The sequence below is a fragment of the Cupriavidus sp. SK-3 genome (assembly GCF_000611145.1).
In the GTDB taxonomy this organism is placed as follows: Bacteria; Pseudomonadota; Gammaproteobacteria; order Burkholderiales; family Burkholderiaceae; genus Cupriavidus.
In genome coordinates, this window is sequence record NZ_JFJV02000256.1 from 55065 (window position 1) to 75895 (window position 20831).

The window sequence follows — 20831 nt, forward strand, 5'->3', positions numbered from 1 at the left end:
GTCATGACGCTGTGGGCACATGTCATTCCGTTCGGCGATAGCACGTGGACTTTGCCACTTGCCGTGTCTATCGCTGTTGCCTTGCTGCTCGGTGGGGATCGGGCACGCGCCATCCGTTGGCTGGCATGTTTTGGCGCCGGCATCGCTTTGATTGTTGCCGGCAAGCTGGCGTTCGATCTGGGCGGCTGGTGTTTGCCATCAATCGGCTTCTACAGCATCAGCGGCCATGCGATGCAGACCACGGCAATCTATCCGCTGCTGTTCATGATGCTCTTTTCCGCCGTCGGGCCTCAAGCCGCGCGATGGGGATTCCTGCTGGGGTTGGCGGCGTCGATGTTCATGGCGGTAACGCTGCTGGCCGGCAACTATCACACGCTGTCGGAAACACTGGCTGGCATGGCGGTCGGCGCGATGGTCGTTTGCACGTATCTGCGCTGGCAGCCGAGCTTGCGCCCGGCGCACCTGTCCTTGCTCGTCGCGTTGCCGGTTGCCGTGGTGCTGCTGGTCGATATGCATGGCACAGTCAACCCGACCAAGGCGGCGCTCTGGCAGCGCGCGGCGGTCTGGCTCGGTGCTACCGAGCAATATACGCGGCAGATCTATACGGATCCGGTCAGCGGCACGCGGCGGGTATCTGTGCGGCTGCGCAGGCTTTCTTAAACTCCGGGCGCGTTACTGCTGACCCGCGCGGGCGGCGTCCCTTTGCATCGACGTGTCCGCGATCCCAGTTTTGCGCAACGGTGGGGCCATTCGCGCTATACTCCACCGGTCGTCGAAACAGCGATGACCGGGATTGGCGTCCCGAAGTACAGGCGGACAAGCCGCCAAGTTGCGGCTTTTTTCACGTCCGTTGAGCACGGCATTGCCTCCTATGGGCGGGCCGTGTGGGGGGCCGAAAGGCCCGCCAGATCCTGTACCTGGTACGCCAACCCGCACGGTTCCGCCCCCCCGATTGGCGTCGGGGAGCGGTTCAATAACCGTTGTACAGGAGGTCTCTCATGGCGAATCTCGCCCCTAGTGCTCGTTCGTGCATTTTCCGCATTTCCCTTCGCGCAAGTCCACCCATCACCTTGCCTCACCGCACGCCCGAATGTAGTCGTGGCGATGTGCCGCGCGTTGTTGTCGTGCATTCATGGTTCGCAAGCCAGGTTCATCAGCAAGCACAAGGCCGCGGCCATGCATGAAGTCACACGATATGGTGTTACCGCATGCCGGTCGGGGCGTAACACGTCTCTTACAACCTGCGCCAAACTCGAATCCCCCGCCGAACTCGCCGCCGCCAAAGCCGCGCACCTCCACGCCTTGTTGCTCATGACACATGGCAACTGCCTTGAGCGATTCGTCAGCATGGATGCGAACATTCAGGAGAGCCTGCTCTCCCTGGCGGCGGATCTTGCATTGCAGATTTCGGCACTGAGTGAACTGGCGCTTGTGGACGTGCAGGATCAATCCGCTTCTGTTTGACAGCCACCACCTATTTGGGTGAATAGCGTATGCGGATCGGCCTCGCGGGGTTCCCGGACCTTCCTCGAGGCCGTACGCTGCATTTTGTTGCGCATCCACAGCGCATCGCCAGATCCGGGCGGTGCATCTTGACCTGGCTTGCTCCACCTCGGTGCGAAGGAGATCGGGCCGCGCCATGCCGCTGTTCGTGCGGACGCCTGTGCCGGATTTGTCTTTAATGTATCCGGGCCGATACCCAGGATTAGAGCGTCAGGCCGCCAAAAAGTGAGACGCACGGTCAAGTCCCTCCGGCCGGGGGGATTATCCTGCGTGCGGATTTTGCTTCGCGCGCCTGGTGCCGCAGCCGCCGAAGGCCGTGACTGGTTCTGCCTCTGGTTGAGTTGTGTCGGGCTTCCGTGCGGGGAACGGGCGAAGGAGCAAAGCCGTTTAGCCCCTGCCACAACCGCCAGCCCCTGCCGGACCTATGGAAATTCATCAAAGTGCATTTACCCGCGAGCAGTTCGATGCCTATTTCGCGTCGTATGCGGGCATGGAAGGGGGGAACCCCGCGGCCGCCGTATGGTTTTGCGAGTTCTCGCCCGGGGGCGTCGGAACGCCGCTGAGCGATTCGCTGCGGCCTTTGGCGCAGCCTCATGCATGGGACGAGGCATTTCGCCGCCGGCACCGGGAGGATATGGCGCGCTGGCAGACGCATCAGCGCATTGCCCGCATCATGGCGGCGGCACGCGAGAAGATTCGCTACGGGCGCTCCGAAGGGGGCGACTGGCGGCATTACCTGGAGGAAATGCTCTACCGGCCATGCGGCTGGGAGTTCAAGCTGAACCTCTTTCCCCTTGCCATCCGGCCGGAAGGCAGGCTCCCCTGGTCCAAGCTTTATCAGGGCCAGCCGGAGCTGAATCCCAAGCAGCGTTATTTCGATCTGTGCCGGGACGGAGGGCGGTTCCGGTTCATCGGCGGCTTGTGCCGCCGGATGCGTCCCAAGGTGGTGGTGTGCCTGGGCGAGCGCCATGCCGACGATTATCTGAAGGCCTTCGGCATGCAGGGGATTCCGGCAGTCGAGCACGTGCTCAAGCCGGCCGACCAGGCCAGGACCCTGCAAGTTTATATGCGGCAGGGCACCACGCTGATCGTCTGCCCGGCCGTTGCCGGTAGCGCGGGGCTAAGCTCCGATGTTTTGCTCAACGCCCTGGGGTGCTTTATCAGCCACTGGCTGACGCACGAGGACTTTGCGGAGCGTGCCGATATGGATGGGCTGGACGCGCGCGGCGACATGACGCCAGCGCCTGCGCCTGCGTCATGGTCCGCGGTACGCGCTGTCGTTGGCGCTCCGCTCATGGCTTGTCAGATGTCGGCGTAGCCAGCGTTCGTAGTCCTGGCCCTGTACCTTGAGGGCGGCGCGCATCAGCGCTTCGCGGCGCGGGCTGGCGGCCTCGATACGCAGGTCGCTCGGCGACATGCCATAGGCGCGCCGAAACGCGCGCGTGAAATCCGATGCGCTGGAGAAGCCCAGCCCGTAAGCAATCTCGATCACCGGCAGATTGGGAAACCGCACCAGTTCCGACGCCGCCGCGCGCAGCTTGCGCTTGCGGATGTACGCGTGTACGCCGCCTTCGTGCTCGAACAGCCGATACAGCGAGGGCCGGGAAATGTTCATCGCCGCCAGCAAGCCGGTGGGCGATATATCCGGCTGGTGGGCGCTGTGGTCAATCAGGCGGCGCGCTCGCGCGAGCATGGCGTTGCGGGTGGCGGAACGCGCGTCGCCTTCCAGCCGCGCGGCTTGGCGGAAGGCGGCCACGAGCAGATGGATGGCTTCGCGCAAGGCCGGTGCGGCCTGCTCCGGTGTCATGTGCGGGAGTTCGCCGGCCAGCACGGTCACGTGCTCGACCGCGAGCATCGTCATTGGCGTGTTGGTCTCCACAATGCTGCCGTGCGCCGACTCGGCATCGGGAAAGATGGCGTCCATCAGCGGGCGCGGCACAAAGAACGAGAGGGCGTGCGAGGGGTCGCGCACCATGCGCGCGGGCTGGCCCAGATCCGTCAGCAGGATGCCGCCGTGGCGCGGCGTGGGATTGCGCCGCCGGCCTTCGACCAGGCCCGCATTGCCGCCGATAAACACCTGGAATACATAGTGCCGCATGGCGTCGGTGGAGATCCGCGCCACGGTACGGTTCAGGTTGACGCCGTCGCAGCGGCAGTCGGTGAAGACCATGTCCTCGACCAGGTACCTGTCGATCGCCGCCGCGAAGGGGCGGGCGACTTGTTCTTTCGTCAGGTCCAGGTCGATGACATGGCCCACGCGATCGCGCCAGGCCAGGATCTGGCCGGCGGATGACCGGGTCCCGGTTGCGGTGCCGGCTTCAAAGCGGGTATGTGATATACCGGCGGCGGGCTCTGGCGGCGGTTGCGGCTGGGCAAGTCTGTACGCAGTCATGGCATTGGAGTTGCAGCCTGGTCATCAGGCTGCGGGGCGATCCAATGTACAGGAAACCGCCGAACTCCGTACAAACTCGCTTGCGCGAGGTCAGCCCGCCTTGGCCTGCTTGGCGTTCAGTTCCGCGAAATCCGCCAGCACCTCCTCCGGCCCGCGCACACGGGCGCCGAAGGGGAAGGGCAGCAGTACGCGCGGACGCGGCGCCTTGCTTCTCTTGCCATCCAGGGAGCTGTAGGGCGCGTACTCCGGCACGATCGCTTGTACCAGGCTCTGGATCTTGAGCGGATCGCGCGTGTCGCAGGCGGCGAACAGGGCGGCCAGCAGATCGTGCAGCGTCGCCTCTTCGGTGGAGTGCTCTTTTGCACACATGATGCGTTCGTGCGAACTGGGGATGACGCCCTCGCCAATCAGCAGTTCTTCATAGAGTTTCTCGCCGGGGCGCAGGCCCACCACCTTGATCTCGATATCGCCTTCGGGGTTGTCCCTGCTCTTCTCCTGCAGTCCGGACATATCGATCATGGTGCGTGCCAGGTCCACGATGCGTACGGGGTCTCCCATGTCCAGCACGAACACCTCGCCGCCCTTGGCCATTGCGCCTGCCTGGATCACCAGTTGCGCCGCCTCGGGGATCAGCATGAAGTAGCGGACCACGTCGGCGTGGGTGATCGTGATCGGCCCGCCGGATTCGATTTGCCGGCGGAACAGTGGCACGACCGAGCCGGATGAACCCAGCACGTTGCCAAAGCGCACCATCGAGAAGGTGGTGCGGGTGCGCGGACGCGCGGCGGCGGCCTGGAAGACCAGTTCAGCCATGCGCTTGCTCGCGCCCATGACGTTGGTCGGGCGTACCGCCTTGTCGGTCGAGACCAGGACGCAAGTCTCCACGCCGTACATGTGGGCGATATCGGCGACGGTCAGCGAACCCAGCACATTGTTGCGGATGCCTTCCGGCATGTTCGACTCGACCAGCGGCACGTGCTTGTACGCGGCGGCGTGGTAGATGGTATCGACACGGGTCTGGCGTACCGCGGCCGTGACGGCCTCGGGATCGCACACCGAGCCGATGCGCGCCGATATGTCCAGCCCCGGAAAGAGTTGCCGCAATTCCTGTTCGATCGTGTACAGCGCGTACTCGGAGTGTTCGAACAGGACCAGCTTGCGCGGTTCCTGCGTGGCGATCTGCCTGCACAGTTCGCTGCCGATCGAGCCGCCGGCTCCCGTCACCATCACCACCTTGTTGCGCGTGCACTTGGCAAACAGGCTTTTGTTGGGAGGCACCGGCTCGCGGCCAAGCAGATCCTCGATACGGATTTCGCGGATGGATTGCGTGGTGATCTTGCCATCCACCAGCTCCAGCAGCGTGGGCAGGGTGCGCACTTCCACTGCCTGGGTGCGCAGGCTTTCCACCACTTCACGGCGGCGCTCGGGCGAAGCCGACGGAATGGCCAGCACGACTTCGTCGATATTCAGCCGGCCCAGCTGTTCGGTCAGCCGCTTGGCGTCATAGACGGGCAGGCCGGCCACGATCTTGTTGTTCAGCGTGATGTCGTGATCGAAGAAGCAAAGCACCTGGTGATCGGGGCTGGCACGCATTGCAAGGGCAAGCTGGAAGCCAGCCTCGCCGGCGCCGAAGATCGCAAGGCGCGCCACCTTGCTGCGGTTCTTGCGGTAATGCGAGGTGCGCAGCAGCGCGCGTGCCAGGAAGCGTGAGATGACGACATAGGCAAACGCGATAAACCAGTAAATCAGCAAACCGGTGCGCGGCAAGTAGTCGTCCTGAAGCAGCAGGGACACAAGATAAGTCAGTCCGATCAGCGCGGCCAGGCTGATGCCGGACATCCACAAGACCTTGAGATCGATGAATCGCAGCACGGTGCGGTAGAGCCCACTCAGGTAGAACACCGGGATGGTGAGCAGCGCGATCGCCAGCGGTGGCAACGCGCCGTATTGATTCAGCAGGTCGGCGTCTCCCTTGCGCAGGAGCAGCGCAAGCGAGAAGCACAGCGGCAGCATCATGATATCTGCCGTCACCATTAGAACGACTTTGCCACGGCGCGGTAGAGCGAGTAGCCATTGAGTAAGCGCGGATGTCATTTGCGTATCCACTTTGCGAATCCGGCACCGGTGATCCAGGTGCGGTAAATGATGACTGCCTGGCCTGCAGCAGGACGAGAAAAAAAGGGAATGCCATGTGAGACGAGCCGATGCTGGCTGGCTTCCCGGCAGGCTTCCTTCATCTTGCGAGTGGTGCGAATAGTGCGGTGCAGCGGTAGCTACCGGTACCCTGCGGGAGAAGGGAAACCGAGGGATGGGGGTGGCCTGCGTTGCGACGGCCGCGCGCAAGCGAACTACGGATTGCCGGCGCGCACTGATCCATTTGGAAAAGATATCGCAATTCCGATTGCCGGCTTTAAACGAGTTTTAGCTAATCTGGTGCGCGATTTGTATTCTAAAAAGGCGCGGAGGCGTGCGGTCTCGCATGAATTTGCTTGCAGACCGCATTTTGTCATCGGCGATTCACATTCCATGCCACGGGTACGGAAAGCCGTCATGAAGACGGCAGGGCATCGGATAGCGCATCGTCTCGCGCGATGGGTACCCTTCGTAAGAAGGGAAAGAAGACTACCGAGAATCCCTCCAAAGGGGGGAGCGGACAGGTCAAATCTCGCGCAAAATCTCGCTCCGCCTAGTAAGTGTTTCGCGCAAACGAGATCAGGCTCCTTGGAACGGCATCGGGAACATCGCGGGTTTCACAATATGTGTTCCCGAAAGCCATATCCAAAAGCAATGCACTGATCCGGACTGGTTGTGGGCAGGTCAAATCCGTCGAAGCCTGGCGTTGGCATTGTGCCGGCCGGCATCCGAGACGAAGGGGGAAGGTGCGCGAAAGCGCCAGCGGTCATTGCGTTCCCCCTTCAGTGGAGTGGGTTGTCTCCATCGTTCTATTAGAGAGTTGCCGATGCATCCGAGGCGTCTCACGCCCGTCACGTCGTACAGGTAAGTTTGCCTCGGTGCGTGGGCATCTTTAATTCCACCAAGCGGTAGGGGCATGGAAATAGAACAAAAAGCAGTATTCACGCGTGAGCAACTGGATGCGTATTTCGCGTCTTACGTTGGAATGGAAGGGGGGAATCCGGCGGGGGCCGTCTGGTTTTGCGACAGTACGCCGCATCCCTGGACCGAATCGCTGGTGGCGCCGCTGGAGCCGCGCACGCAACCGGGCGCCTGGGATCACGCATACCGCGACCGGCACCGGGACAGCATGGAGCGCTGGCAGTCGCATCAGAAGATCGCAAGGATCATGGCGGCGGCGCGGGCGCAGACGTTCTCCTGCTCCCAGGATGAATGCGACTGGAAACTTTACTTCGATCAACATCTCTATGCACCGAAAGGCGCGGAATTCAAGCTCAGCCTGTTCCCCCTGCCGGCGCACCTGATTGGCCAGACGCCGTGGTCAAAGGCATTTCGCGGGCAACCGGCGCTTGTGCCCAAGCAGCGTTATGTCGATCTTTGTCGCGATGGCAATCGCTTCCGCTTTATCGAAGGCATTCGCCGGCAATGGAAGCCCAAAGTGGTGGTGTGCCTGGGCGAGCGGCACTTCGGCGATTTCGTGCACGCGTTCGGCCTGGAGAGTGCGCGGACTGGCAGTTATGTCCTGCAACCCGCCGACCTGGCGAAGACGCTGCGTGTGCTGGATCACGACGGTACCACCTGGATCGTGTGTCCCGCACTGGCGGGCGCGACCGGACTGACTTCCGATGTCCTGCTGGAGGCAATGGGCCGGTATATCGCACGCTGGCTTGTACGGGAGGACTTTTCCATTCTCCATTAGCGGCATCGGCCTCATCGGGCATTACGGACATTCCGGGCATTCCGGCGCGTTCGTCGTACTCGTCGAAACAACACCGGGACATGCGCGGCAGCGTTGTCAACGGCCGCGCGGGGTTGCCGGCCTTGCGTTCCCACACGCAAGTCCGCCCTTTCCCCCGCCAAGTAGGGGTGACACGGTAGTGGCGATTGTTTATCTAGTTGGGCTGGCAAAGGTAATGGCGAAGTAGTCATGCCGATTGCAGTTGCAAGAGCCAGCAAGGGTATCCATGAGAGGCGACGAGCCGGGGCGGCGAAGGGCACCACAGGCGGTGCGCTGCCCTGGCGCGGTTCGGGATCCATAGACGACGTATTGAAGTAATGACGTAGTGATTTCAGGAGCGAGAAGAGTGCAAACCAATATCAGGAATATCTTTACCCTCGGCCTTACGGCTTCCGCGGTAGCGACGCTGGTGGCCTGCGGCGGGGGCTCGGATTCACCGGCGCCCACGCCAACGCCCACGCCGGCCGCTGTGCAAGGCAAGGCGGTCGACTTCTACCTGGCGCAGGCCACGGTGACTTTTCTTGATTGCAGCAACAAGACGGTGACAACCAAGGCGAACGGGGATTTCACGTTCCCGGATGGTTGCACAACCAGCGCTCTCAAGGTTACGGGCGGTACCGACATCGGCACCAATCAGCCTTTCACCGGCGTGCTGCAGGCGCCGGCCGTGGCCTACAAGGCGGGTGTGACGCCCGTGGTCACGCCGCTGACGACCCTGGTCGCGCAACTGGGCTCCGCCCAGGCAGCGGCACTCGCAACCAAGCTTGGCCTGCAAGGCAAGGACCTGGCCACGCTGGACCCGATGCAGGACGCTGCCGTTCTCAAGGCGGCTGTGGTGGTACAGCAACTGGTGGATCAGGTCAGCAAGGCGCTCGCCGGCTTGTCCAAGAGCACGGGCGGCACGTTGACGGCGGAAGCTGCCGCGGCGGCAGCCGCCAGCGCCGTGGCCAGCGCGGTGAATGCCGGCTCCGGTACCGCCGACCTGACCAGCGGCACACTGGTCTCCACGGTCATCACGTCGGCCGTGCAGAATGCCAAGGCAGGCTTCCCGGCCAGCGTGCAGTCCAATATCGCCGCAGTGGCGGCAAACGTGGCCGCGCTGACCGGCCCGGTCGTGACCAGCCAGGTCGCCAACGTGAGCGCGGCCCTTGGCACCATCGTGCTGGGCGCTGATCCGGCAGCCACGCTGGCTGCCTTGCAGCAAGGCGGTTCGGTCAACGCGGTGGTGGACAGCGCCAAGTCGACGACGAGCAATGCGCTGGTGGCGGCGGTGACGCCGGCCGCGCTGGCCGACTCGACGCTGACGACCAAGCTGGGCGCGCTCGGCGGTGCCGTGGCAACCGGCAACGCGGGTGCGATCCAGACCGCTGCCGGCAACCTCGGTGGCAGTGTCGATTCGGGCGCCATCAATACTGTGGCAGATAGCGTCAAGCCGACCAACTTTATCCAGTTGGCTAGCCTGAACATCAACAGCCAGCTGTTCCCGATCGGCGATACGGTGACGGTGACGGGCGGCACGCTGAATGCCATCAAGGTGGCGGTCTCGCAGAGCGGCAACGCGTTCGCCGGTGGCGCTGCGGAAGTGCGTGCGGGCTTGAGCTACACGTACAACGGCAACCAGGTCGACGTGATCATCGAGAAGGTGGCGCTGACCTTCAACGGTTCGACGCTGACGGCGGCCCAGGTGCCTGCCGGCACCAACTACTCGTTCCGCATTGCCGGCACGGTTGCGGCCAGCGCGAACCTGAGCAACGGTGCTGCCGATAATCTGTTCGACAACGCCAACGGCGGCTCGTTGAACCTGCCGTTCAACGTCTTCCTTGCCAAGCTGAGGACCGCGGGGGCACTGAGCGCAACGCAGGTCGACGCGCTCACGCCGAAGTCGACCGCTACCTTCCCCGTGACGTTCGCGGTGTCGGGCCAGGGCGGCAAGGCAATCAGCGTCGGCGCGCTGGTCAACGGCAGCGCGCAGAAGACGTCGGCGCAGACGGTGGAAACTGCCTCGGCAAAGGTCAGCGGCAACGGCATCAAGACCACGGTGACGCTGAATCCCTGATTGGTTGGCAGTCAGGCCCTCCCTGTACTCCCTGTAGTACGGGGAGGGCTGCCCGGTCATTCGTCACGCGCGCCAGCAGGCGCGATGGCGGGTGACCGGCTTCTTTTTTGTGTGTAGTTTGCCGGACCACGACCCGGCCAACGCCGTGGATGAGGTCCGCCCCTGGCCTCGGAGTCTCCCTATGCTGTTGTATCGCACGCGCCGGCTCGGCAATGCCGGCGCATTGATGCTGGGCTTGTCATGCGCTGGCGTTGCCAATGCGGCACCCGACGATGTGTTCTTGCTGGCCGAACCCACCACGGGCGAGTTCACCGCATTTCGCGCGGAGGCCAGTTATGACATGGTCAACAATGCCATGGACATCTTCAACAGCCATGGCGGCGCGCCGGACAATGCCGGCAATTACCGCGGCGGCAAGCTGATGCTGGGCTACAAGTTCTCGCCGAAATGGTCGGGCTCCGCCACGTACTGGCGCCGCGGCATCGACTACGGGCCGGACAACAACCAGATCGACAGCTGGATGCTGGCCTTGCACTACGACCCGCTGGCCGAGCCCGGCGCGCGCGACCGCCTGCTGGTGCGCTTCTCGCTATGGGGCGACCGCGCGGGTAGCCTGACCCGTTCTTCCGCCCTGAAGGTCAGGAATGCCACGTTCAACAGCGTCACGGTCAACGATGCCAATGACATCCAGGGCCAGGCGGATGTGATCTTCTCCGGTGACCTGACCGAGCGCAACAAACTGACGGGGTTTATCGGCCTGGGCGTCAGCCGTGTGACCATCGGCGGGCTCAATACGCGGTTGCAGCAGGGTGGGTGCAATTTCAACGTGGGCATCAACTCCGACAATGTCGCCACCGGCAGCCTGGCCGCGCCTTGCCGCGTTGGCAACGTCAACCTGCAGTCCGCGAGTTTCTCGACCGACGCCGGGCAATACGGGCTCAATATCAATGACGATTTCAACTACACCGCCGGCTACCTGAACCTGGGCGGCTCGTGGCGCTGGAAGTACGAGAATTTCACTGCCAGGCTGGGCTACCAGTTCCAGTACCTGCTGCGCAGCAACGTCGATAGCCGTGCCAGCGCGTACGGCAATTCCCCGATCAAGTCGAATCACACGCTGGGGCTGGAGTTGTCGTATGCGGTGGTGAAGAACGTCGAAGTATTCCTGCGCGGGCAGGGCTCGCTGCACAACTTCGTGGGCACCATTCCGTTTCTCTACAATGCTGCCACGGCAGGCAAGATGGACCGCTATTACGGCTACGGCTCGATTGGCATCCGCTTCTCGGGTTTTTAGGGCAAGGCTCGCGGAATTCGGAATTCGGAATTCGGGTTTTGGGGCGCGGCCGGGATTGAAGGTGCGGGATGACCGGCGTGCGCGCCATGCGCGGCCGATGAGGTGAATGGCAACGGGACTGGAGGAATACGGCCTGACCCGGAAAAAGAAGGGTGTAGGTGCAGGGCGCCCCTACACCCCTTGAGTGGTTCAGCAAGGGGTCAGTCTTGCTGGAATGAATTGTCTTATGGGTTGTATTAGGTAAGTACCCTGCCTTGGTAGGTGGTCCTACTTCGGAGGGGAACCGGAGTCTGCCATAGCCGGCCGGGCACTGAAAGAATAGGGCCGGCTGTGCATAAGGGACGGCCTTCAGGTTTGCTGTAGATTAAAATCGCCGTTGGCGGAGCCGATAGCGTTGCCGGGCGGTATGACGTTGTCGCGATGCGGCGTGTTCGCTTGCGTTTCCCAGGTGACGAGTGTGCAGTCGTGCCCGACTGTCAAAGGGCCTTCCAGGAGATTAGATTGCATTACGCGTTTATCAGGGGCAAGGTGTCTGCCCGCCAGGCGGCCTCGCATCCGGACGTGGCCAGCGCCGGGCCGGAGGGCGAGGGCCATGCCGCGGCCGCGCGTATGGCGCGGCTGCGGCGGTTGATGGCGCGGCCATGGGGCGCCACGGATCGCAGCCTGGATAGCGAGGAATTGCTTGTGCTCACCAGGGCAGACCTGATCGGCGCCATTGAGCTGGGGCATATCTACCCGGTGTTCCAGCCGCAGATCAGTGCGCAGCATGGCGGCATCGTCGCGCTGGAAGTGCTGGCGCGCTGGTCCGACAAAGGCCGGCATCATGCGCCGGAGACGTTTATCGGCAGTATCACCAGCCATGGCATGGAAACCCTGCTGCTGGATCATTTCCTGGGTGCTTGCGGGCGCGTGCAGACGCGTTTTCCCCGCTACGCGGGCCGCTTCGCCCTTAACGTCAACCCGAGGACAGCGGCCGCGGCGGGGTTCGTCCAGGGCTTTGTGCACGCCTGCATCTCGCATGGACTGGATGTTTCGCGGGTGGTGCTCGAACTGACCGAACAGACCCGGATCTCCCGCGAGGGCGAGGCTCGCCTGCTGGAGAACCTCAACGCGCTCTCGGCGCGCGGCATGGTGATCTCGCAGGACGATTTCGGTTCCGGCTACGCGTCGCTGCAAGCCCTTGGCCTGCTGCCTTTCGCGCAGGTCAAGGTCGACAAGACCTTGTTGCACCGGGCGCGGCATGCCGAACGCGCCAGGCGGCTGTTCTCTTCGTCGATGGACCTGGCACGCTCGCTGGAGCTGCAGACCGTGGCCGAAGGCGTGGAGAGTCCGGACGATGTGGTGCTGGCAAGATCGCTCGGAGCGGACTTGCTGCAGGGATATGCCATTTCGCCGCCGGTGCCTTTCGAGAGGCTGGTGCTTTGAGCGTGCCGCCGGGCGACGGGGTGCCCCTGCGCCCCGTAGAGCCTTGCATGGCCTTGCGTTGACTACCGTTATATACATCGCTATATTTCGGTAATTGGGCAATGGCCGGCCACCGCCCGGCTACCGCATGGCTACTGCATGGCCACCGCCAGAGCCAGCATGGCTGGCGTGTCCAACTCCACAAGGCATTGCCGTGAACCAGTCGTTGCTGATCCTTGATGCGTTTTCGCTGACCCCTGGCGAGCCGGCATGCCGCGCGCTGGCCGGCGTGCTGGAAAGCGCCAACGCCGGCAGGCTGCCCCGGTTCGCGCAGTGGCTCGGCCTGGCTGAACCCGAGTTCTGGCAAATGCTCGATCATTGCTTCCCCGGCGCCAGGGCGGCGGGGTGGGCGCCCGAGTCGGCGCCTGTCGATGCCGCCGCGCTGCCTTGCGAGTTTGCCGACCTGGTGGAGATGCTGGTCTCCTCGGGCGATCCGGCACGCACGGAAACGCGCTGGGCCGCCCATGCGCTGGCCAGCGGCTGCTTTGGCGGGTCCCATCTCTGGCACGACATGGGCCTGGCCGGCAGGCAAGACGTTTCGCGCTTGCTGCAGGACTACTTTCCCTCGCTCCATGCAGCCAACACCACGGACATGAAGTGGAAGAAATTCTTCTACCACGAGCTATGTCTGCGGCTGGACCTGCATCCCTGTCCTGAACCGGCTTGCGCCGGCTGCGACAATTACGCCGCCTGCCACGGCGCCGAGACGGTGATCGGCTGGCATTAGGCAGGCACGCGCCCACGGCGGTGCTTTCATGCTGGTACTACATGCGGGTACTACATGCGGGTGCGGGTGGCCGCAAGCAAAATGCTGGTTTGCTCCCCTCTCCCATGAAATGGGAGAGCAACCGGGGACAGGGGAGCTACGGCAGTGCTGCAACCAGCCCGGCGACGAATCGACCCACACGAAAGCCGGATGCACTCAAAAAACCGCAAAATCTGCAAGGCTCCCTCCGGTACATTGCGCGCCATGGAGACCACATGAAGCCCGAAACCCGAAACCAGTACGCCCAGCGCCTGGACCCCGTCCTGCGCTGGCTGGCAAGCCATCCCGACGCCGACCCGGACCTGTACCGGCTGGCGGACCTGGCCTGCCTGTCCCCGTATCACTTCCATCGCGTCTATCGCGCGATGATGGGAGAAACGGTGAACGCCACGGTGCAACGCATCCGCATGCACCGTGCGGCCGTTGCGCTGGCGGGTACGGAAGCTTCATTGCGTGATGTGGCGCTGCGTGCCGGATATGAGTCGGACGCGGCGTTCATCCGGGCATTTGGCGCGAACTTCGGCATGCCGCCGGGACGGTATCGCGCTGCCCGCTCCCGTCCCTTCGACCCTCAGGAGCTATCCATGTATCCCATCACGATCGAAACCTTCCCTGGCACCATTCTGGCCGCGCTGCCCCATCACGGCAGCTATCAGGAAATCGGCCCGGTGTTCACCCGCGCCTTCATGCTGGCGGCCAGCCGCGGCGTTGCCGGCCAGGAAACCGCCGGTTTCGGTGTGTACTTCGACGATCCCGAGCAGGTGCCGGTTGACCAATTGCGCTCCCTGGCCGGCGTGTCGGTTGCACCGGATGCGGACCTGGGAGAGGAACTGGTGCGCTTCGAAATCCCGGCGTGCCGTTGCGCGATACTGACTTACACGGGCCCCTACAACGAGATGAACAAGGCCTATAACTGGATGTTCTCGGAGTGGCTGCCGGGCAGCGGGGCGGTGCCGGCGGACTTTCCCATGTTCGAGCAATACGTGAACGATCCTCGCACCACGCCGCCCGCGCAGTTGCAGACCCGGATCTGCATGCCGGTGAAGTAAGCCGGCGCCGGCTCCACAAGGACTCGACATGGCGGGATGCCCGCCGACGCCGAACCCACAGGCTAGCCCGCATCCGCGCCTGTGGGACACCTTCCCCCGCGCTACAGCATCGCCGAATGCAGGTGATGCGGATCGTCCAGCGTATCCGCCACGATCTGCAGCGACTCTTCCATCTCATCGCGGTCGACCGGTCCGCCCAGGCAGAGGCGGATCGCGTCCGGCGGGTTTCCATCGGTAGAGAAGGCCGCGCTCGATACCGCGCCAATGCCGCGCGAGCGCAGGTGCAGCGCCAGCTCTGACGGACGCCAGCCGCCGTCCTGCGGTACCGGCAGCCAGAGATGGAAACCTTCGGGGTCGGCATCATAGGGCCGCCCGGCGAAGACCTCACGGGCCACCAGTTGCCGGGCCACGCTCTCGGCGCGAATGGCCTTGAGCATGTCTTCGGCCGTGCCATCCTTGATCCATGACGTGGCCAGCAAGGTGTTGAACGGGCTCGCCATGACGGTGGTGGCGCGCAGGGTGCCGGCCAGGCGCTGGGTCTGGCGCGCGGTGGGGCCGTTGATAAAGGCAATGCGCAATCCCGCGCCAAAGCACTTCGACAGGCCGGTGACGTAGTAGGTGAGTTCGGGCGCGAGCGTGGCCATGGCGTCGGGCGTGCGCTGCGGCAGCATGCCGTAGGCGTCGTCCTCGATGATCGGCACGCTGTAGCGCAGGGCGATATCCGCCAGGATCTCGCGCCGTCCTTGCGGCATGGTTCGGGTGCTGGGGTTCTGCAGCGTCGGGTTGCAGTACAGCGCGCTGGGCTTCTGCGTCTTGCACAGGGTTTCGAACGCCGGGCCAAGCGGCCCTTCCTCGTCGCTGGGCAGGGCCTGCAACTGCACGCCGAGTTGCGTGGCGATGGCCTTGATGCCGGGGTAGGCCAGCGTATCCAGGCAGATCGTCTGCCCGGGACGGGCCAGCAGCGATACCAGCGCCACCAGGGCGCTGTGGATGCCCGGGCAGATCAGCACGGTATCCGCGCGGCAGGCCGGCACATAGCGCTTGAGCCATTCCGTGGCCACGGCGCGGTCGGCCGGCGTGCCGCCGAAATCCTGGTAGCGCAGCAGGCTGTATGGATCGGTGGCACCCATCAGGCGCCCGGCCGACTCGCGCAGCCGCGCCGTCAGCACCGGCGGCTCGGGCGGCATGTTCATGGTCATCTCGGCACCGGTGCCCGCGCGCAGCGGCAACGCCGGGGCGCGCCCCCGCACAAACGTGCCGCTGCCGGCCTTGGCATCGATCAGCCCGCGCTTGCGCGCTTCCGCGTAGGCGCGCGCCACGGTGGTGTAGTTGAGCCGCAGCGCCTCGGCCAGGTCGCGCAGCGCCGGCAGCCGGTCGCGGGCCTGCAGGCGGCCGCTCGCCAGGTCTTCCTCGATCAGGTCGGGGATCATCAGGTAGGCGGGTTTGGCGCTCTCGGCGAGGCGTTTCAGCCAGTGGCTGGCAAGACCGGACAAGGTGGGCTCCAGGCGATTCATGCGGACAAGGTACCGAGGCATCAGGCTATCACATTGATCGCTTGATATGCCTGAAGTGATCGCATTTTTTAGTGCGCAATGATGGTGCGCGATTGCAGGATTGCACCGCTTCCGGGCGGCCGCGCGGCACTGGCGCGTTCCGCCTGAGTGCATGCCCCATATTGGCCTGTATCCGCCAATGCACAGCCGATCGCCCCCCGGTTCCGCGATCCGGAAAATCATCCATGCGATCAATGAGCGATTCCCTGCTTGATCGCTAATTGATCGCATGGATCGGCAGGGTAGATGGCATAGCCCGTGCTCATGGAGTGGTGTCGGCCCCCCGGCCGATCGATCGACTGAATACGCGAACGAAATGCGCGAACGATCGACAGACCCACCCACACCCTATGGAGCACAGCATGCCCGCAGTCAACAAACCGGCCCACAAGAAAGGCGATTTCCTGGTCGACTACGAAGAGAAGGTCTTCGAGGACGTGAAGGCGGAGCCGGGCGAGAAGGCGCTGGTCACCTTCCACACCGTCGCCTTCGAGGGCTCGATCGGCTTCGTCAACCTGCTGCAGGCCACGCGCCTGCAACGCAAGGGCTTCGAGACTTCCATCCTGCTGTACGGCCCGGGCGTCACGCTTGGCCTGCAACGCGGCTTTCCCACGCTGGGCGACGAGGCCTTTGCCGGCCATCTCAACTTCAACAAGCAGATCACCAAGTTCATGGAAGAGGGCGGCAAGGTCTACGCCTGCCGCTTCGCGCTGCAAGCGCTCTATGGCCACGGCGAAGCGTCGCTGATCGAAGGCATCCGCCCGATCAGCCCGCTCGACGTGCTGGACCTGAAGCTCATCCACCGCAAAGAGAACGCGCTGATCCTGGATACCTGGACGGTTTGAGAGACGGATAGAGACAGATAGAAACAGATATAGCTAGAAAAGGCGGGCACCACCATGTCACAGAAACGCATTGTGCGCGCGGCCGCGGTCCAGATTTCCCCGGACCTCGAGCACGGCGAAGGCACCCTCGGCAAAGTCTGCGAGGCCATCGACCGCGCCGCGCGGGAAGGCGTGCAGCTGATCGTCTTTCCGGAAACCTTCCTGCCGTACTACCCGTACTTTTCCTTCGTGCGGCCGCCCGTGCAATCCGGCAGCGACCATATGCGCCTGTACGAGCAGGCGGTGGTGGTGCCCGGCCCCGTCACCCATGCCGTGTCCGAGCGCGCGCGCCGGCACGGCATGGTGGTGGTGCTCGGCGTCAACGAGCGCGACCACGGCAGTCTTTACAACACGCAGCTCATCTTCGATACCGATGGCCGCCTGGTGCTCAAGCGCCGCAAGATCACGCCGACCTTCCATGAACGGATGATCTGGGGCCAGGGCGACGCTGCCGGCCTGAAAGTGGCCGATACCGCGATCGGCCGCGTGGGCGCGCTGGCCTGCTGGGAGCACTACAACCCGCTGGCCCGCTACGCGCTGATGACCCAGCACGAGGAAATCCACTGCAGCCAGTTCCCCGGCTCGCTGGTGGGTCCCATTTTTGCCGAGCAGATCGAAGTCACCATCCGCCATCACGCGCTGGAATCCGGCTGCTTCGTGGTGAATGCCACCGGCTGGCTGACCGACGAGCAGATCGCCTCCGTGACCACCGACCCCGGCCTGCAAAAGGCGCTGCGCGGGGGCTGCAACACCGCCATCGTGTCCCCGGAGGGCCAGCACCTGGCGCCGCCGCTGCGCGAGGGCGAGGGCATGGTGATCGCCGACCTGGATATGTCGCTTATCACCAAGCGCAAGCGAATGATGGATTCGGTGGGGCACTACGCCCGGCCGGAACTGCTCAGCCTCGCGATCAACGACCGGCCGGCGGCGACTGCCTCGCCCATGGCCGCCGCCTTCTCCAACTTCCACGGGAGCACCCAACATGAACTCCAGCGAGATGACGCCGGCCTCGAACCGGCTGTCGGTAACTGAACTTCGGACCGAGCTGCAATCGGTAGGGCTGCGCCTGCTGGACCCGGCGGCCGGTGCCGCCAGCCGGCGCGGCGGCGCGGGGCCGTCGGACCACAAGGCCGTGACCATCGACGGCGTGACCATCATGGTGCCGGTGCATACCAATACCGCGTGGCACTCGCCCTTCGTGGCGTCGTCGCCCGATGGCAAGGGCACCAGCGCGCTGATGCGCGGCACGATTCCGATTGCCAATATCAGCTTTCCGAAGGCGCCGCGCTTCTACGGCCTGCAGACGCTGGATGGCGTGCCTTACTCCCATATCGCCACGCTGCACAGCGCGGATGTACTGGCCACCACGGTGCTGCAGACCTGCATCCGCTACGAGAGCCGCCGCAAGACCTGCAAGTTCTGCGCGATCGGGCAATCGCTCGCGGCGGGGCGCACCATCGCGCGCAAGACACCGGAACAACTGGCCGAAGTGGCGCGCGCCGCGGTGCTGCTGGATGGCGTCAGGCATATGGTGCTGACCACCGGCACGCCGCCCACGCCGGACCGGGGCGCCGCCATTCTTTGTGAAAGCGCGTTTGCGATCAAGGCGGCCGTCGACCTGCCCATCCAGGCGCAATGCGAGCCGCCGGACGACGACCGCTGGTTCGACCGCATGAGGGCGTCCGGCATCGATACGCTAGGCATGCACCTGGAAGTGGTGACGCCGGCCCTGCGCGAACGCATCATGCCCGGCAAGGCCGCGGTGCCCGTCAGCCGCTATATGGAGGCGTTCAAGGCCGCGGTGGCCGTGTTCGGCCGGGGGCAGGTGAGCACATATATCCTCGCGGGGCTTGGCGACAGCGCGCAGACCATCCTGTCGATCTCGCGGGAACTGGTCGAGCTTGGCGTCTATCCCTTCGTGGTGCCCTTCGTGCCGATCACGGGCACGCCGCTGGAAGACCATCCGGCGCCGCCGCCTGAATTCATGAAGTCCATCCTGAAGCCGCTCGGCGCCATGATCGGCGCGGCGGGCATGCGCTCGGCGGATATCAAGGCGGGCTGCGGCAAGTGCGGCGCGTGTTCCTCGCTGTCTTCCTATGAAGAGGTGGCGGCATGAGCGACGACCTGTGCGTGGAGGTGCCTGCCGCGGCCACGTTCCGCATCCGCTGGGCCGGGGCGCAGTGGGAGGCGGAGCAGGCCATGGCGCTGCGCCGGGCGGTGTTCTGCCACGAGCAGGGCATCTTTGCCGGCGACGACCGCGACGAGACCGACGCGCGTGCGCAACTGCTGGTGGCGGTGAAGTGCGTGAAAGGCGTGAAGTGCGAGGGGGATGCGCCGGGGATGGTGGTCGGCACCGTGCGTATTCACGAGGATGAGCCTGGTGTCTGGTTTGGTTCCCGCCTTGCCGTGCACGCGGCGTATCGCAGCCACGGCAAGATCGGCGCCACGCTGATCAGGCTGGCGGTGAGCAGCGCGCACGGGCTTGGCTGCACGAAGTTTCTCGCGCATGTGCAGAGCCAGAACGTGCCGCTGTTCCGCCGTCTGCATTGGAACGTGCTGGCGGAGGAAACGTTGCTTGGCCGCCCGCACCACCTGATGCAGGCCGACCTGGACTACTACCCGGCTTGCCTGACGCCGCGCGTCGGCATGCAGGCAATGGGAAGGAGCGGGACATGAACGTCGCGCAGATCGTGGAAAGCCTGCGCGCCAGCCGCGGCTTCGGGCACAAGACCGATATCGCCGGGGTGCTGGCGTCGCTCGGCAGCGCGCTGCCGGGCGGGGTGCGCGATCTCGGCCAGGCCGTTGCCGTGGGTGACGACTGCGCCGCCATTGCGGACCATGACGGCTACCTGCTGTTCGCCATCGAGGGCATGGTCAGCGACTTCATCCATGCCAGGCCGTGGCTCGCGGGCTACAGCGCGGTGATGGTCAACGTCAGCGATATCTATGCGATGGGCGGCCGCCCGCTGGCGGTGGTGGACGCCATCTGGAGCGCGGGCGTGGCCGAAGCCGCCGAAGTGCTCAAGGGCATGGCGGCGGCTTCGGCCGCGTATGGCGTGCCCATCGTGGGTGGCCACAGCAACGCCCGCAGCGATCACGGCCAGCTTGCGGTGGCCATCGTCGGCCGGGCGCGCAGCCTGCTCTCCAGCTTCGCGGCGCGTCCAGGCGACCGGCTGCTGATGGCGGTCGACCTGCGCGGCGCCTTTGCCGAGCCGTATCCCTACTGGAATGCCTCCACCGGGGCGCCGGCCGGGCGGCTGAGGGCGGATTTGGAACTGCTGCCCGCGCTGGCCGAGGACGGCCTGTGCGCCGCGGCGAAAGACATCAGCATGGCCGGCACGCTGGGCACGGCGCTGATGCTGCTGGAGTGCTCCGGCGTTGGCGCCCGGATCGACCTGCACCGCATTCCGGCGCCGGCGGACGTGCCGCTGCCGCGCTGGCTGACGGCGTTCCCGAGCTATGGCTTCCTGCTGGCCGTGCGCGAGCAGGACGCGGAGCGCGTGAGCGAGCGATTCCGGGCGCGGGACATTGCCTGCGCGGAGATCGGCGTCATCGACGATTCGCGGCAGGTCTCGGTCAGCGGCGCTGACGAAACCGCGCTGTTGTGGGACTTCGCGCGCGATGCATTTATCGTCCCGCGGGCCGGTTGCCCGGCGCGGGACGCCACCCCCATCGATGCCTGAGGAGAGGCCATGCCAGTGACACATTTCCGGGTACGTTGGCCCGATCAGAGCGAGGTCACGTGTTATTCCCCGTCGTCGGTGGTCAGCGAATTCCTTGTCGCAGGGCAGGACTACGCGCTGGAGGAATTCATGCGGCTTGCCAGGCAGGCGCTGACGAGCGCTTCGGAGCGCGTCAGGGCGAAGTATGGCTATGCCTGCTCGTCCGCGATGGATCAGCTTGAACAGATCGAGAACACTGCAGCGCGTTTCGGCGCGCAGCCGGACGCCACGGTGCGCGTGCTTGGCTTCGGCCGCTAGCCCGCATCCGAAAGCCTTA

At 64.5% G+C, this 20831-nt stretch carries 18 protein-coding genes; 15 read left to right on the forward strand and 3 right to left on the reverse strand.

The annotated features are described in order from the left end of the window. The first annotated feature begins 3 nt into the window (after positions 1 to 3). The 3 genes from CF70_RS26895 (at position 4) to CF70_RS26905 (ending at position 2821) form a co-directional block, all read left to right on the forward strand. Entirely contained in the window at positions 4 to 660 is a 657-nt protein-coding gene (locus CF70_RS26895) for a phosphatase PAP2 family protein (RefSeq protein ID WP_035872178.1), read from the forward strand. A 516-nt stretch (positions 661 to 1176) separates the two neighbouring features. Continuing rightward, a complete protein-coding gene (locus CF70_RS26900; RefSeq protein WP_045240704.1) occupies positions 1177 to 1464 on the forward strand; it encodes a hypothetical protein in 288 nt (95 codons plus the stop codon). A gap of 463 nt (positions 1465 to 1927) precedes the next feature. Then, positions 1928 to 2821, forward strand: coding sequence for a hypothetical protein (locus CF70_RS26905; protein ID WP_063830506.1), 894 nt, complete (start codon positions 1928 to 1930; stop codon positions 2819 to 2821). On the opposite strand, the gene CF70_RS26910 is transcribed toward CF70_RS26905, so the two are convergent. Then, a complete protein-coding gene (locus CF70_RS26910) occupies positions 2759 to 3895 on the reverse strand; it encodes a helix-turn-helix domain-containing protein (RefSeq protein WP_235185227.1) in 1137 nt (378 codons plus the stop codon). The two genes, CF70_RS26905 and CF70_RS26910, sit on opposite strands and share 63 nt — an antisense overlap. Positions 3896 to 3985: 90 nt before the next feature. Continuing rightward, positions 3986 to 5989, reverse strand: coding sequence for a polysaccharide biosynthesis protein (locus CF70_RS26915; protein ID WP_081862379.1), 2004 nt, complete (start codon positions 5987 to 5989; stop codon positions 3986 to 3988). Positions 5990 to 7157: 1168 nt separating this feature from the next. Between CF70_RS26915 and CF70_RS26920 the strand changes: the two genes are divergently transcribed. The 6 genes from CF70_RS26920 (at position 7158) to CF70_RS26945 (ending at position 14395) form a co-directional block, all read left to right on the forward strand. After that, positions 7158 to 7727 (forward strand): XpsR family transcriptional regulator, encoded by a 570-nt coding sequence (locus CF70_RS26920; RefSeq protein WP_414629480.1) that lies wholly within the window; start codon positions 7158 to 7160, stop codon positions 7725 to 7727. A 385-nt stretch (positions 7728 to 8112) separates the two neighbouring features. Next, positions 8113 to 9822 (forward strand): hypothetical protein, encoded by a 1710-nt coding sequence (locus CF70_RS26925; protein WP_035872183.1) that lies wholly within the window; start codon positions 8113 to 8115, stop codon positions 9820 to 9822. A gap of 181 nt (positions 9823 to 10003) precedes the next feature. Next, positions 10004 to 11116, forward strand: coding sequence for a hypothetical protein (locus CF70_RS26930; protein WP_035872185.1), 1113 nt, complete (start codon positions 10004 to 10006; stop codon positions 11114 to 11116). A 501-nt stretch (positions 11117 to 11617) separates the two neighbouring features. Next, positions 11618 to 12541 carry an EAL domain-containing protein gene (locus CF70_RS26935; protein ID WP_235185228.1) on the forward strand — a complete coding sequence of 308 codons (924 nt, stop codon included), beginning with the start codon at positions 11618 to 11620 and terminating at the stop codon, positions 12539 to 12541. Between the two features lie 193 nt (positions 12542 to 12734). Next, positions 12735 to 13307 (forward strand): nitrogen fixation protein NifQ, encoded by a 573-nt coding sequence (locus tag CF70_RS26940; RefSeq protein ID WP_035872187.1) that lies wholly within the window; start codon positions 12735 to 12737, stop codon positions 13305 to 13307. A 254-nt stretch (positions 13308 to 13561) separates the two neighbouring features. Further along, positions 13562 to 14395, forward strand: coding sequence for an AraC family transcriptional regulator (locus tag CF70_RS26945; RefSeq protein WP_035872189.1), 834 nt, complete (start codon positions 13562 to 13564; stop codon positions 14393 to 14395). A gap of 101 nt (positions 14396 to 14496) precedes the next feature. Here the strand turns inward: CF70_RS26945 and CF70_RS26950 are convergent, their stop codons facing one another. Then, on the reverse strand, positions 14497 to 15888 hold the full coding sequence (locus CF70_RS26950; RefSeq protein WP_035872255.1) for a PLP-dependent aminotransferase family protein: 1392 nt from the start codon (positions 15886 to 15888) through the stop codon (positions 14497 to 14499). 422 nt (positions 15889 to 16310) lie between these two features. Here CF70_RS26950 and CF70_RS26955 point away from each other — a divergent pair, with 422 nt between their 5' ends. Genes CF70_RS26955 through CF70_RS26980 form a run of 6 tightly spaced genes read left to right on the forward strand, consistent with a single transcriptional unit; the run spans position 16311 to position 20812 of the window. Then, a complete protein-coding gene (locus tag CF70_RS26955; protein ID WP_035811662.1) occupies positions 16311 to 16793 on the forward strand; it encodes an MSMEG_0572/Sll0783 family nitrogen starvation response protein in 483 nt (160 codons plus the stop codon). 54 nt (positions 16794 to 16847) lie between these two features. Beyond that, entirely contained in the window at positions 16848 to 17864 is a 1017-nt protein-coding gene (locus CF70_RS26960) for a Nit6803 family nitrilase (RefSeq protein ID WP_035872195.1), read from the forward strand. Beyond that, positions 17815 to 18948, forward strand: a complete 1134-nt coding sequence (locus CF70_RS26965; protein WP_035872197.1) for an MSMEG_0568 family radical SAM protein — start codon at positions 17815 to 17817, stop codon at positions 18946 to 18948. The genes CF70_RS26960 and CF70_RS26965 overlap by 50 nt, the downstream gene beginning before the upstream one ends. Then, on the forward strand, positions 18945 to 19508 hold the full coding sequence (locus CF70_RS26970; protein WP_051649074.1) for an MSMEG_0567/Sll0786 family nitrogen starvation N-acetyltransferase: 564 nt from the start codon (positions 18945 to 18947) through the stop codon (positions 19506 to 19508). The genes CF70_RS26965 and CF70_RS26970 overlap by 4 nt, the downstream gene beginning before the upstream one ends. Beyond that, positions 19505 to 20515 carry a sll0787 family AIR synthase-like protein gene (locus tag CF70_RS26975; protein WP_035872199.1) on the forward strand — a complete coding sequence of 337 codons (1011 nt, stop codon included), beginning with the start codon at positions 19505 to 19507 and terminating at the stop codon, positions 20513 to 20515. The genes CF70_RS26970 and CF70_RS26975 overlap by 4 nt, the downstream gene beginning before the upstream one ends. A 9-nt stretch (positions 20516 to 20524) precedes the next feature. Further along, complete coding sequence (locus CF70_RS26980) at positions 20525 to 20812, forward strand: MSMEG_0570 family nitrogen starvation response protein (protein WP_035872201.1); 288 nt, start codon at positions 20525 to 20527, stop codon at positions 20810 to 20812. Positions 20813 to 20831 lie beyond the last annotated feature (19 nt).

Coding starts and splice junctions, on each gene's coding strand:
- CF70_RS26915 (WP_081862379.1), bottom strand. CDS start 5,989: ATGACATCCGCGCTTACTCAATGGCTACTCGCTCTACCGCGCCGTGGC.
- CF70_RS26910 (WP_235185227.1), bottom strand. CDS start 3,895: ATGACTGCGTACAGACTTGCCCAGCCGCAACCGCCGCCAGAGCCCGCC.
- CF70_RS26930 (WP_035872185.1), top strand. CDS start 10,004: ATGCTGTTGTATCGCACGCGCCGGCTCGGCAATGCCGGCGCATTGATG.
- CF70_RS26965 (WP_035872197.1), top strand. CDS start 17,815: ATGAACTCCAGCGAGATGACGCCGGCCTCGAACCGGCTGTCGGTAACT.
- CF70_RS26920 (WP_414629480.1), top strand. CDS start 7,158: ATGGAGCGCTGGCAGTCGCATCAGAAGATCGCAAGGATCATGGCGGCG.
- CF70_RS26945 (WP_035872189.1), top strand. CDS start 13,562: ATGAAGCCCGAAACCCGAAACCAGTACGCCCAGCGCCTGGACCCCGTC.
- CF70_RS26905 (WP_063830506.1), top strand. CDS start 1,928: ATGGAAATTCATCAAAGTGCATTTACCCGCGAGCAGTTCGATGCCTAT.
- CF70_RS26900 (WP_045240704.1), top strand. CDS start 1,177: ATGCATGAAGTCACACGATATGGTGTTACCGCATGCCGGTCGGGGCGT.
- CF70_RS26895 (WP_035872178.1), top strand. CDS start 4: ATGACGCTGTGGGCACATGTCATTCCGTTCGGCGATAGCACGTGGACT.
- CF70_RS26970 (WP_051649074.1), top strand. CDS start 18,945: ATGAGCGACGACCTGTGCGTGGAGGTGCCTGCCGCGGCCACGTTCCGC.
- CF70_RS26955 (WP_035811662.1), top strand. CDS start 16,311: ATGCCCGCAGTCAACAAACCGGCCCACAAGAAAGGCGATTTCCTGGTC.
- CF70_RS26975 (WP_035872199.1), top strand. CDS start 19,505: ATGAACGTCGCGCAGATCGTGGAAAGCCTGCGCGCCAGCCGCGGCTTC.
- CF70_RS26960 (WP_035872195.1), top strand. CDS start 16,848: ATGTCACAGAAACGCATTGTGCGCGCGGCCGCGGTCCAGATTTCCCCG.
- CF70_RS26980 (WP_035872201.1), top strand. CDS start 20,525: ATGCCAGTGACACATTTCCGGGTACGTTGGCCCGATCAGAGCGAGGTC.